At 65.8% G+C, this 12,613-nt stretch carries 7 protein-coding genes; 1 reads left to right on the top strand and 6 read right to left on the bottom strand.

Translation table 11 applies throughout. The annotated features are described in order from the left end of the window. Positions 1 to 412: 412 nt before the first annotated feature. Together XH91_RS03345 and XH91_RS03350 are read right to left on the bottom strand one after the other, a co-directional pair. Positions 413 to 2,860: an adenylate/guanylate cyclase domain-containing protein gene (locus XH91_RS03345; RefSeq protein ID WP_128949263.1), complete on the bottom strand. Its 2,448-nt coding sequence runs from the start codon at positions 2,858 to 2,860 to the stop codon at positions 413 to 415. A gap of 149 nt (positions 2,861 to 3,009) precedes the next feature. Beyond that, entirely contained in the window at positions 3,010 to 5,076 is a 2,067-nt protein-coding gene (locus tag XH91_RS03350; protein WP_128949264.1) for an AsmA family protein, read from the bottom strand. Between the two features lie 235 nt (positions 5,077 to 5,311). Between XH91_RS03350 and XH91_RS03355 the strand changes: the two genes are divergently transcribed. Further along, the gene (locus tag XH91_RS03355; RefSeq protein WP_128949265.1) at positions 5,312 to 5,986 is read left to right on the top strand and encodes a Crp/Fnr family transcriptional regulator; all 675 of its coding nucleotides are present in this window, start codon (positions 5,312 to 5,314) and stop codon (positions 5,984 to 5,986) included. A 35-nt stretch (positions 5,987 to 6,021) separates the two neighbouring features. On the opposite strand, the gene XH91_RS03360 is transcribed toward XH91_RS03355, so the two are convergent. From XH91_RS03360 to XH91_RS03375, 4 genes are all read right to left on the bottom strand, one after another. Then, positions 6,022 to 9,171 (bottom strand): efflux RND transporter permease subunit, encoded by a 3,150-nt coding sequence (locus XH91_RS03360; protein ID WP_128949266.1) that lies wholly within the window; start codon positions 9,169 to 9,171, stop codon positions 6,022 to 6,024. Beyond that, positions 9,171 to 10,100 carry an efflux RND transporter periplasmic adaptor subunit gene (locus tag XH91_RS03365; RefSeq protein WP_128949267.1) on the bottom strand — a complete coding sequence of 310 codons (930 nt, stop codon included), beginning with the start codon at positions 10,098 to 10,100 and terminating at the stop codon, positions 9,171 to 9,173. The genes XH91_RS03360 and XH91_RS03365 overlap by 1 nt, the downstream gene beginning before the upstream one ends. 144 nt (positions 10,101 to 10,244) lie before the next feature. Further along, entirely contained in the window at positions 10,245 to 10,916 is a 672-nt protein-coding gene (locus XH91_RS03370) for an OmpA family protein (protein WP_164934256.1), read from the bottom strand. Between the two features lie 152 nt (positions 10,917 to 11,068). Next, a complete protein-coding gene (locus XH91_RS03375) occupies positions 11,069 to 12,601 on the bottom strand; it encodes a caspase family protein (protein WP_128949269.1) in 1,533 nt (510 codons plus the stop codon). Positions 12,602 to 12,613 lie beyond the last annotated feature (12 nt).

Below are 12,613 nucleotides of genomic sequence, written 5' to 3' on the forward strand. Positions count from 1 at the left end.
CATCGCCCGGCCTTGACCGGGCGATCCAGGACTCCGAGACAGCAGTGATTGAATCGAGAAGCCCCGGCGTACTGGATGCCCCGGTCGAGCCGGGGCATGACACATGGGCGCGCGCGAAGGCAAGGCAAACACCACAGGCCATCTCCCATCCGAACTCCGCCTCGTCGTTGAGGCCTGGGTTAGTCACGGTGAGCAGCGATGTGGCTCGTGAAAGAGATGTGGGAATGATGCGACGACCCTCGCCGTCGTCCTGGCGAAAGCCAGGACCCATTACCCCAGGGGGTAGTTTGGCGAAGGTTGGTCGTTCGGGACTAAGACTGCCCGCTTGCGATAGATTCCGCGGTATGGGTCCTGGCTTTCGCCGGGACGACTCGGGGAGAGAGTTTGCTCCCCTCGCGGATTGAAGATGGACTCACATCCTCCTTCGCGCCGCCGACGCATCCACCACATTCGCCACCTCCTCGCGCCACGACAAAATCTCCATCGCCAGCACGGGATGATTGAACCCCTTGAGCTGGAGATCATCGAGCGCGCGCGCCTCGACCCATTGCTCGACCATGCCGTAGACGCGGCGGCTCACCACGATCTGGTTGGGCTTGGCCTCGGCGCACAGGCGGGAGGCGAGGTTGGTGACGCTGCCGATCGCGGCGTATTCCAGCCGCTGCTCGAAGCCGACCTGGCCGAGCGTGGCATAGCCGAGCGCGATGCCGATGCCGAAGCCCAGGCTATGCCCGCGGTTGCGCCAGCGCTCGGTCAAGGGGCCGATGGTGTCGCGCATCTCCACCGCCATCTTCACGGCGCGCGCGGTGTGGTCCTCGAACTGGATCGGCGCGTTGAACAGGATCATCACGCCGTCGCCGGCATATTTGTCCAGCGTGCCCTCGTACTTGAAGATCAGCTTGCCGAGCGCGGCGTGATATTCGCGCAGCACGTTCATCGCCTCTTCCGGCTCGGTCGCTTCCGTGAACGCGGTGAAGCCGCGGAGGTCGCAGAACACCACGGTCACCTCGCGGCGCTGGCTGGTCAGCAGCCCCTCCGGGCTGTCGGACGACGCGATCAGCTGCGCCACCTGAGGCGCCAGGAAACGCTCGAGCTTGCGGATGCGTTCGATCTCGTCGAGCTGGGTCGCGACGCGCTCTTCCAGCGACTTGTTCCAGTTCTTCAGCTGCTCGGTCTGCTCGCGCAGCTTGTCGGCCTGGGCGCGCACGGTCTCGTTGGCGGTCTCCAGCGCGTGGCTCTTGTGGTCCACTTCAGTGAAGAGGCGCGCATTGCGCATCGCCAGCACCGCCTGGTTGGCGAAGGTGCGCATCAGGCCGGTGAGGCTGCCTTCGAATTCGCCGCTTGAACGGCGCAGCACCACCAGCGCGCCGAGCGTGCCTTGCTGGTCGACCAGCGGTACCACCAGAACGGAGTGGAAGCCGGCGGCGACCGCGACGTCGCGCAGCGGCTGCTCGGCAGCATGCGCGAGATCGGCAATCGCGATCGGCTCACAACTCGCGGCGGCATTGCTCAGGATGTTCTCGCCTTCGTCGATGCTGACATGGTCGCCGGTGGCCGATTTGTCGATGCCGTCGGCCTCGACCAGGTTGAAGCGGCGGGCTTCGGCCTCATAGCCGTAGATCAGCACCGCATCGGCATGGCTGATTTCCAGCGCGCGCGCCGCGATCGTCGGCAGCACGGCGTTGAGGTCGAGCGAGGACGAGACCGCGCGCCCGACCTCTTCCAGCACCTTCAGCTCGTTGATCGACTGCGCGAGGTCGCGGGTGCGCGCCTCGACCTTGGTCTCGAGATCCGTGTAGGTCTCCTGCAGCTGGCCGGCCATGCGGTTGAACTGGCCCGCGAGATCTTCCAGCTCGTCGGAGGTGTGCACATCGATGCGGTGGCTGAAATCGCCCTCGCCGAGCTTGTGGGCGCCGTCGCGCAGCGCCGTGATCGGAATGATCATGCGGCGCGCCAGTAGCGTGCCGGCGAGGATCGCGACCAAGAGCCCCATGCCGATCAACAGCGCGATGCGCACGAGCTGGTCGCGGATCGGCATCAAGGCCTGCGTGGTCGGCTGCTCGAACAGCACGCTCCAGCCGAGCTTCGGCACGGTGCTCGCGGCCGTCAGCACCGCACGGCCGTTGAAGTCGGTGCCTGATGTATCGCTCTCGCGGCCGGGCGCGATCGCGGCTGCGACCTGCGGCAGTTTCGACAGATCCGTGCCGACCTCCGGTCCCTTCGACGATGTCGCCAGCACGCGGCCGTGTGCATCGACCACGTAGGCGAAGGCGGCCTTGCCGACCTGGTTGTCCGACAGGTACTCGGAGAGGAAGCCGAGATCGACCTCGGCCACGGTGACGCCGGCATTGAAACCGGAATGCGCCACCGAGATCGACATCATCGGCCTGCCATCGGCGAAACTGGCCGGCGAGTAGCTCACCCCGCGCGCCACCGTGTCGGTGAAGCGCATGTCGCGGGAGAGGTCGGCATTGCCGCCCGTCGTGGTCGACTGGCGCGAGACGCGCAGCACCTCGCGGCCCTCGCCGTTGAGCTGGTAAAGCTGGGTGACGACCGCGACCTGATGCAGCAGCTGGGCATAGCCGGTGCGACGTTTCTCGAGCGTGTCCTGGCTGGCCGCCGTGACCCAGCTGATCTGGCGCTCGAGCTCGGAAATCGACTGTTCCATGCGACGGGCGACGGCCTGCGCCTTGTCCTCGAGCCCGTCCGTCAGCTGTGTCCTGGTGGCGCGATAGGAGATCCAGGTCTCCATCGCGCCGTTGACCGCGAGCACGAACACGACGAGGCCGACGAGGGAGACGACGTACTTGGCGAACAGGCCCTCGCGCAGAACCCAGGTCTTGTCTTTCGCTCCCGCCATCCGGATCCTCTCGCGCCGCGACCGACCCCGGCGCTAAGGGCCGTACGGGCCCCATGGTCCTTCTACCACAATTTGGGTGTTTGGACCGGCAAGGGGCGAGGAACGGTCCCGCGTGGTTACCCATCGGGGAACGCCGGGACGGCCGCCAATCACCGATTGAACAACTGCCGCATCACGTCGTTCATCGGCTGGCTGTCCTGCTCTGCCTGAGGCGGATCCTGGGTCGGCGGGGCGGGCGAAGCCTGTGGCGCCGGTGTGCTCGGGCTGCCTGGCAGGCTGCGGCTTCGGCCGGTGCCGTTTCCGGCGCCACTCGAGAGCCCCTGCTGGATCAGATTGCCGATCGCCTCGCCCAGCTGACCGCCGAGCAGATTGTTCTGCCCCTGTCCTTGCCCCGGCTGCTGTGTTTGCGGGTTGGAATTGCCGGCCGCGTTGCCGCCGCCCGGCACAGTGCCGCCGAGACCAAAGCTGTTCAGGATGTTGCCGAGCCCGGCGCCGTCGGGGCCGAACAGGCCCTTGCCCATCTCGCGCAGCTTGGCATAGGCGGCTTCAGGATTGTCGAGCACACCGGCCATGTCGGGATAGATCTTCGGCTGCGACCACGGGCCCGTGATCATCACGGGAATGCCGAAACCGACCGGTTCGGAGGTGCGGCCCTGACCTTCCGTCGTCATCACCAGCTTCGGCTCGACGCGGAAGCCCATCATCTTGGTGTCGAGCGCGATGGTGCCGGCGCCGGTGACGCGCACCAGGGGGCCGATCAGATTGAGATCGGTCGTCACCGCCTGGCCCTTGTCGATACGGAACGAGGCGGAGAGCTGCGACAGATCCGTGCTCTGCTCCTGGCCGGAGCTTTGGTTGTCTTGCCTGTTGTCTTGCCAGCCCGTCAGCGTGCCCGAGGTCAGCGAGCGGATCATCTGCGCGACATTGATGCCGCGGATGGCGCCGTCCTGGAAATTGACGAAGGCGGTGCCTTGCATGTTCGCCATCATCGCGCGCTGGCTGGTGCCCGCGCTGCGCAGCGCGAGCTTGGCCTGCAGCTTGCCGTCGATCCGGTCGAATTCGGCAAGGCCCTGGAGCAGCGGCAGCGCGCGCACGCCGACGAGGTCGGAATGCATCGCAAAGCTCGGCGCGCCGCTGGTGGCATCGAGGATCACTTCGCCCGAGACCTGGCCGCCATAGGCGCCGAGATTGGCCGTGCCGGCCTTCAGGATGCCGCCGGCGAGCTTTGCATCGAGTGCCAGCGGTGCAAGACGGGCGTCACCGATGACGGCTTCATTGGCCGAGATCCTGATCTGCGCATCGACATAGTTGAGGCCGGATACGTCGATCGGCGCATCGCTCCAGGGCTGTCCGGCCGCGCCGTCAGGCGATTTCGCCAGCGGAATCGCGAGCCGCTGGAAATCGAGATCGAGCTTCACCAGCGGCTTGCTCGCGGTATCGACCGAGGCCCAGCCGTTGAAGGCGCCATCGCCGAGCGTGCCGTTGACGCCGTTGATCATGACCACTGCGCCGCTCAGTCGTAGCTCCGCATGGCCGGCGAGCTGCGACTTCAGCACGTCGGGCATGTCGACGGCGAAATCCACCGGGACGGTCTGCCGCTCGATCGGCGGCGCCGGGGCGACCGCCTTGATGTCGAACTTGGTCGGATGTTCGCCAACGCGCGCGGTGCCGGCGATATTGACCTTGCGGTCCCGGCCGGCGACGACGTCCGCATTGATCGCGCTGATGCGCCCTTCGACGCGATCGCGTGCGCGCGAGAATGCGACTTCGCCATTGGTGATCTTGACGCGGTCGATGGTCGCGCCGCCCATGTCGAGCGCGAGCGGTTTTGGCGACGCGTCCGCATTGGGCAGGCGCTCGCGCAGCAGCGGCTGGTACAGCACCGGGTGGCTGACGCTGATCTCGCTGATCTCAGGATGACCCGACCACACGCTTGCCAGCGACATGTCGGCCTGCACGGTGTCGATCGTCACGCGTGTCACGCCGCTGCGGTCTTTCGGATCGGCAAGCGTGAGGTCGTTCAGCGTGACGTTCAGCGTCGGCCACAGGCTGATCTTCGTGGTTCCGTCGATCGACAGGCGGTATCCGGTCGCCTGCTCGACCCGCGAGGCGATCGTCGCGGTCAAAAAGCCCGAGGGAACCCCGATCACCAGCAGGAGAACGATCACGATGATGATCGCGGCCACCGCCGCGCCGGCGAATTTCACTGCTCTCATGTCGACTTTCCAACGACGGACGGGCGGCGTCGCATCAGGCGGATGACCCGTCCTTTGCGCCTGAGTTTATCCCGGGACGGGAAGCCGCTCCAAGCGACTAAAAATAATCGCGGGGTGCTGCAAAGTTATGTGACTTATGACACACTTCTCCGGCGCGGTTTTACGCGATTCTGACGTTCATGCTTCCAAGCGATTTGCCCCGGACATTGACGAGTAAATTCACAAGGACGTTGAAATGAGCAAGCAGGCCGAATTTGCGGTCATTCTGAAAATGAATGCCATGTTCGCCGATCTCGGCGCGGACGAACTGCAGCGTTTGTCCAACCTCTGCCATACCCAGCACCTGGCGAATGGTGAGGTGCTGTTCCAGAAGGGCGACCCGGGCGACGCATTGTTCGGCGTGCGCCGCGGCCAGGTCCGCATCGAAACCGGTGCTTCCGACGGCAGCCGGTTGACCTTGAATTTCATGGGCCCGGGCGATCTGTTCGGCGAGGTCGCGGTGCTGGACGGCCAGAGCCGCACTGCGGATGCGACCGCGGGCGAGACAAGCGAACTGTTCGTGCTGCGGCGCGAGGATTTCCTTGCCTTCCTCGAGCGCGAGCCGAAGGTCGCGATCAAGATCATCGCCCTCTTGTGCCAGCGGATCCGCTGGCAGAGCGAGCGCATGGAAGAATCGATGCTGCAGCCGTTGCCGGTGCGGCTGGCGCGCCGGCTCTGCGCGCTGGCCGCCGATTTCGGCTCCGAGGTGCACATCTCGCAGGAGCAGCTCGGCGTCTTCGTCGGTGCCGCCCGCGAGAGCGTCAACCGCCAGCTTCAGGCCTGGCGCAAGGAAGCGATCCTGGATCTCCAGCGCGGGCGCATCCTGCTGCGGAACATGACCAAGCTGACGGCGATCGCGCGGAACGAGTAGGGTCGGAGCGACGCCGCTCCTCGCTGGAGTCGCGGCTACTCCGCGGCCGGATGCACAACGCTCTTCGGCATCGGCGGCGCTTCCGCCTCGGCGGCATCGTGATGGTCGCCCGTCTCCGCGTCCGCGCTGTGCACGATCAGCCGCTTGCCGAACCGCCAGATCAGCGCGCCGATATCGTCCATCACCATGAACATCGCGGGCACGAACACCAGCGACAGGATGGTCGAGAAGATCAGGCCGCCGATCACCGCGAGCGCCATCGGCGAGCGGAACTCGCCGCCGGCGCCGACCGCGAGCGCGCTCGGCATCATGCCGGCCGCCATCGCGATCGTGGTCATCACGATCGGGCGGGCGCGCTTCATGCCGGCGTCGATCATCGCCTCGTCGCGCGGCTTGCCGGCGTGAATGGATTCGATGGCGAATTCCACCAGCATGATCGCGTTCTTGGTGACGATACCCATCAGCATCAGGATGCCGATCCAGACCGGCGTCGTGAGCTGCTTGCCGGTGACGAGCAGCGCTGCGATCGCGCCACCGATCGAGAGCGGCAGCGAGAACAGGATGGTGATCGGCTGCAGGAACGTGCCGAACAGCAGCACCAGCACCGCATAGACCATCATCAGACCGGCCGTGATCGCCGTGGCAAAGCCGTCGGAGAGCTCGTTGAGGCTTTCGGCGTCGCCCGAGGGGGAGACCTTCACGCCCTTCGGCAGGCTCTTCATGACGGGCAGTTCGTAGATCTTCTTGGTGGCATCGCCGAGCGCCGCGGAGCCGACGAGATCGGCGGCGACGGTGGCCTGCCGCTCGCGATCGTAACGGTTGATGCTGGTCGGGCCCTGGTCGAGCTTGACATCGGCGATGACGGCGAGCGGCACGCCGCCCTTCTCGCCGTGCTCGCCGAGCGGCACGCGCAGCTGCTCGAGCGTCTTGAGATTGCCGCGGGCGGCATCCTCGAGCTGCACCCGGATCGGCACCAGGCGGTCGCCGACGTCGAACTTGGCGAGAGCAGGACCGACGTCGCCGATGGTCGCGACACGGATGGTCTGCGACAGGCTTTCGGTCGAGACGCCGAGCCGCGCGGCGAGATCGGCACGCGGCTCGATGCGGAGCTCGGGACGTTCCAGCGAAGTTTCGGAGATGACGTCGGAGATGGTCGGAATTCGTTTCATCTGCGTCGCGAGCTCGCTGGCGACGTTGTTGACGATGTTGGGGTCGACCCCGGTCACGACCAGCGAGATCGCGCGCAGGCCGTTCTCGTCCAGGAACCAGAAGCGGATGTCAGGAACGTTCTCCAGCTCCTGGCTGATCGAGAATTCGAGCTCGCGCTGGGTGATCTTGCGGTCGTTCTTGGGCGTGTAATTGATGATCAGCGAGGCGCGCCGGACCTCCTGCGTGCCCGGTGGAACGCGACCGCCGTCGACGAAGATGCTCTTCACCTCGGGCCGCTGGCGCAGGCGCGCGACGATGTCCTCGGTGACCTTTTCGGTATAGGCGAGCTGCGTGCCCGGAGGCAGCTCCAGGGCCAGCAGCGAGCGGGCGCTGTCCTGCGCCGGCAGGAAGCCCTGCGGCAGCAGCGTGATGCTCCAGATCGAGGCCGCGAAGATGCCGAAGCCGATCAGCACGGTGATGAAATAATGCTTCACCGACCACGAGACCAGGCTGTGATAGGTCCGCAGGATGCGGCCCGGCGGCGGCTCTTCATGCGCATGATGCTTGAGGAAGTAGGCGGCCAGCATCGGCGTGACGAAGCGTGCCGCGAGCAGCGAGAAGAACACCTGCACCGAGACGGTGATGCCGAACTGCTTGAAGAACTGCCCGGCGATACCGGACATGAAGCTCGCGGGCGCGAAGATCGCGATGATGGTCAGCGAGATCGCGATCACGGCGAGGCCGATCTCGTCGGCGGCTTCCAGCGCGGCACGATAGGGCGATTTGCCCATGTTCATGTGCCGTACGATGTTCTCGATCTCGACGATTGCGTCGTCGACCAGGATACCCGTCGACAGCGTGATGGCGAGGAAGCTGACGAGGTTGAGCGAGAAGCCGAGGATGTCCATCGCCCAGAACGCCGGGAAGATCGACAGCGGCAGCGAGACCGCCGCAATGATGGTGGCACGTAAATCGCGCAGGAACAGCAGCACGATGACGACGGCGAGGATGGCGCCCTCGAACAGGGTCGAGATCGCCGCTTCGTAATTGCCGTTGGTGTATTCGACCGAGGTGTCGATCAGCTTGAGGTCGACGTCGGGATAGGCGGCCTTGAGCGCATCGATGCGCTTCTGCACGGCCTCGGCGACCTTGACGTCGCTGGCGCCCTTGGAGCGCTTGATGCCGAGCGCGACCACCGGCTCGCCGTTGAAGCGGGCGAAGGTGCGGCGATCCGCGATGGTGTCGGTCACGGTGCCGAGGTCGTCGAGACGGACCTCGCCGCCGCCGAACAGCGGGACCATGGTGCCGGCGAGGTCGCTGAGCGTCTTGGCGCCGGCGAGCGTCCGGATCGCCTGGTCGTTCTTGCCGATCTCGGCGCGGCCGCCGGCGACGTCGACATTGGTGCCGCGCAGGCTCTGGCTGACATTGACGGCCGTCAGGCCCATCGCCTGCAGGCGATCGGGATCGAGCGAGACCAGGATCTCGCGCTCGACACCACCGATGCGCTCGACCTGGGCGACGCCGCGCACGCCTTGCAGCGCGCGCTTGACCACGTCGTCGACGAAATAGGAAAGCTGCTCCGGCGTCTTGCCGGGCGAGATGGCGGCGTAGGTCACGATCGGCAGGCCGATCACGTCGACGCGCTGGATCAGCGGCTCGGTGACGTTCTGCGGCAGGTTCGAGCGCACGCGCGTCACCGCGTCCTTGACGTCGTTGAGTGCGCGATCGGTGTTGGTCTCCAGCGCGAACTGGATGGTGGTGACCGACACGCCGTCGGTGATCGAGGAGGTGATGTGCCTGACACCCTCGACGCCGGAAACGGCGTCTTCAACCGTCTTGGTGACCTGGGATTCGAGCTCCGCAGGTGCGGCGCCGAATTGCGAGACGGCGACCGAGATCACAGGAATGTCGGCCGACGGCAGCCTTGTGATGGCGAGCTTGGTGAAGGAGGTCCAGCCGAGGATCAACAGGATGATCGAGAAGACCACCGACGGCAGCGGATTGCGGATCGACCATGCCGAGATATTGAGAGCCATTAGCGTACCCGCGTGCGATCGAGTTCATCGGCGAACATGGTCTTGATCTGGTCGCCGTCATGCAGCGAGGAGCCGGCGTCGGCGACGACGATCTCGCCGACCTCGACCCCTTCGAGGATTTCCGTCTGGCTGTCGGACGTCAGCCCGACGCGCACCCTTCGCGTTTCGACGACATTGCCTTTGACCACCTGCACGGTGAGATGGTCGATCGCGGTCTTGGGAACCGCAACACCGCAGCTTCGCTTGGCGTCGATGGAGGCGCGGGCAAACACGCCGACCTTCAGGGAGGGATTGTTGGTCACGCTGATGCGGACGCGTCCGAGCTGCGTGGCGCGGTCGATCTCGGGCGAGACCAGGCGGACCCGGCCGATCAGATCGGCGGCGTCGTCCCGGCTGATCCGCACCGTCGCGCCGGGGCTGAGCTTGGGCATGTGCACGGCAGGGACCTGCGCATCCAGCTCGATCTCGTTGTTGACGGCGATGCGGAACATCGGTCCCGCCTGCGGTGAGGCCGGAGCGCCGACGATGGTGCGCACTTCCGTGATCAGACCCGGCGCGGGTGCCTTCAGCGAGATCGGACCCTGAGATCCCGGCCGTTGCGGCTGACCGGGGATCTGCGGCGGCGCCGTCAGCCGCGCCAGCTCCTGATTGTCGGTGACGACGGTACCCTCGGTGACGAAGACGTCGGTGACCTTCGATCCTTCCTGGTCGGCCATGACCACGGCCTCGCGCCGCGGCACGAAGAAGCCGGTCACCCGCACGAGGTCGGAGAAGCAGGCATTGGTCGACTTCGTCACGATGACGAGCGCCTCGCCCGGCGTTTCCTTGGCTTCAGGGCGGTGCCGATGCTCGAACCAGTAATAGCCGACGCCGAGCACGAGGATGAACGCCACGGTTCCCGCAGGCTTGAGATATTCGGAGATGTTCATCGCCGGATCATCCTGGCCAGGCTCGGGGTTATCTGGAACGAATCCCTGAAACGAAGCGGCGTCCCGCAGGGCTGCGGGACGCGCGCTGGGACCAATAGTCTACACCACATCAGGACTTGTCACTTCAACGGATTCACGTCGGGGTCACTTCGATGCGGTGGTCTTGTTTTCCATGTTGACGACCTGCACGCGGCGGTTCACCTCGGCCATCGGCTGGCTCGGATCCTTCAGCTTGCTCTTGCCATAGCCGACGGTGACGAGGTCGGCCGCGGCGATGCTGTACTTCTCGACGAGATAGCGCTTGATCGAATCCGCGCGGCGTTCCGAAAGGTCCTGATTGTAGCTCTCGCCGCCAGCGGCGTCGGTGTGGCCGGCGACCACGAAGGTCGAACCCTTCAGATCGGGGCTGGTCAGCGCGCGGCCGAGCGCCTGCACCGACGGCAGCGACTTGGCGCTGATATCGGCCGAGTTGTAGTCGAAGGTGATTTCGAGATCGATATTCGGCTTGTCCTTGGCGGCGGTCGCGATCTCCTCGCGCTCGGTCGTGGAGAGCGAGCGGGTGGCGCGGCCGCGGACGGATTGGATCAACTTGGTTTCCGCCGCGTTCGGCACCGGATCCGCCTGCGGGCCGATCGAAAGGCCGCGGGTCAGGGGCTTTTTCGGCGGCGGCGCCAGGGCGCGGACGATCTCGTCCTCGGTGACGTTCTTGCTGTTGCCGTCATCGCCGGCAAAGGCGGGCGGGAGTGTCAGCGACAGGGCGGCGCCGACGGCGACGATGGAGAGCAATGCGGTCAGTCCCTTTGCAGCCAATCTCATGGTCAGTCCCTCCTGGGCGAGCCCGCGCGGTTCCAAAATTCTGGCAATAGCCCCATGGCAGGGCCTCCGGCATCTATTCAGTCAGTCTTGCAGTTAGTCTTTGGCCGGGCGCCCCGGGTTCGAGGCGCCGTCGGCCTGAAATCAAAAAAATATCAACGCACTCCGTAACTTGCGAATTCCTGCACGATGTTCGGATCCATCGCCTTGGCATTGGCGATGTCGAGCGAGCCTTCCTGGGCCGAGCCGTTGCGCTGCTTGGCCACGCCGCGGCCGTAGAGCGAGGAAGTCAGGCGCGGGTTGATCCTCAAGGCGGCGTCGAAATCGGCGATGGCGTTCTTCACCGCTCCGGATTTGAGGTTCACCAGCCCGCGGCTATCCAGCGCATCGACGAAATTCGGCCGCAGCCGCAGCGCCTCGTTGCAATCCTTCAGCGCGCCCTGGAGGTCGCCGACCACGGTCCGGGTCCAGCAGCGATTGTTCAGGGCCTCGACGTCCTTCGAATTGATCCGCAGCGTGTCGTCGAAATCCTTGATGGCGAGGGTGTAGGCGCCCTTGCTGGCATAGACCTGGCCGCGCCGGTACAGCGCGTTCACGTCGTCAGGATTGGCGGCGATCTTGGCCGTCAAGCCCTTGATGGTGGGATCCTCAGCCAGCGCGGCCGCGCTTGGCCCGCCATCGGCGTTCGGCGCCGGGGCGGTGTCGACCGGTTTGACCGGCGGGGGCGGCGGAGGCAGCGCGGCCTCGACCTGCGGCTTCGGCGACGGCGGCGGTGACGGAGGTGCGGGCGGCGCCGGCGGATTGTTCGAAGCCACCGGTGCGGGCGGCGGAGCAGGTGGCGCGGGCGGAGCCGGAGGCGGGTTGTTGGCGACAGGAGCCGGCGGCGGTGCGGGGGGGGCCGGCGGCGGTGTCGTTGCCGTCGGGCGCGAGCCGCTCGCGCCCGGAATGAACGAGAAATCCTCCGCAAGCGAGGACGAGATCCACGGCACCTGCTCGCCGCGGGAGGCGCGGGTGACGCCCATCTTGGTGCGGTTCAGCGTTTCCTCCGCCATCAGGTCGGGGACGCGGATTTCCTTGAGCAGCTCCTGGACGAACAGGCTGTGGTCGCCGCCGGCATCCGACACGACAGACGCCAGTGCGGCCGAATACATCACGAGCGTGCCGTTCGGCGCGATGACAGGCGTCAGGCCCGCCGAAAAGCTGCGGAATCGGCGCTCGAACGGATTGCGCCGGGAGGCGTCGATCAGCGCGATCTTGACGCCGGCGCCGCGGGTGTTGAGCTCGCCCAGGATAGCCTCGATGCTGAACCCGTCGCGGCGCACGTCGGACTCGGTCCAGATCTGCGCATCGACCGGGATCATGTAGCTCTGGCGCGCCGACTGGATACCGAACCCGCTATAGAACAACAGCGCCACCGAGCCCGGCTTGATCTTGCCATAGAGCTTGTCGAACGCGCGCCGCATCGCATCGCCGGTCAAGTTCTCGCCGACCTCGACCGTAAAGCCATCGCGCTTGAGTTCGTCGGCGACATCACGGGCGTCGTTGATCGGCTCCTTCAGCGGACTGTCGGCATCGGGATATTTGGCATTGCCGATCACCAGCGCGAAGCGATCGCCGGCCGCATGCGACGGAGCGGTCGGAACGAACAAGACAAGCAAAGGCAGAAGAAAAAGGAAGCGAGTTTTCATAATCAGCGCGGT

The organism is Bradyrhizobium guangzhouense (assembly GCF_004114955.1).
GTDB classification, from domain to species: domain Bacteria; phylum Pseudomonadota; class Alphaproteobacteria; order Rhizobiales; family Xanthobacteraceae; genus Bradyrhizobium; species Bradyrhizobium guangzhouense.

Excerpts from the sequence above, each read along its gene's own strand:
- XH91_RS03350 (WP_128949264.1), bottom strand. The coding sequence starts at position 5,076 with ATGAGAGCAGTGAAATTCGCCGGCGCGGCGGTGGCCGCGATCATCATC.
- XH91_RS03355 (WP_128949265.1), top strand. The coding sequence starts at position 5,312 with ATGAGCAAGCAGGCCGAATTTGCGGTCATTCTGAAAATGAATGCCATG.
- XH91_RS03370 (WP_164934256.1), bottom strand. The coding sequence starts at position 10,916 with ATGAGATTGGCTGCAAAGGGACTGACCGCATTGCTCTCCATCGTCGCC.
- XH91_RS03375 (WP_128949269.1), bottom strand. The coding sequence starts at position 12,601 with ATGAAAACTCGCTTCCTTTTTCTTCTGCCTTTGCTTGTCTTGTTCGTT.
- XH91_RS03365 (WP_128949267.1), bottom strand. The coding sequence starts at position 10,100 with ATGAACATCTCCGAATATCTCAAGCCTGCGGGAACCGTGGCGTTCATC.
- XH91_RS03360 (WP_128949266.1), bottom strand. The coding sequence starts at position 9,171 with ATGGCTCTCAATATCTCGGCATGGTCGATCCGCAATCCGCTGCCGTCG.
- XH91_RS03345 (WP_128949263.1), bottom strand. The coding sequence starts at position 2,860 with ATGGCGGGAGCGAAAGACAAGACCTGGGTTCTGCGCGAGGGCCTGTTC.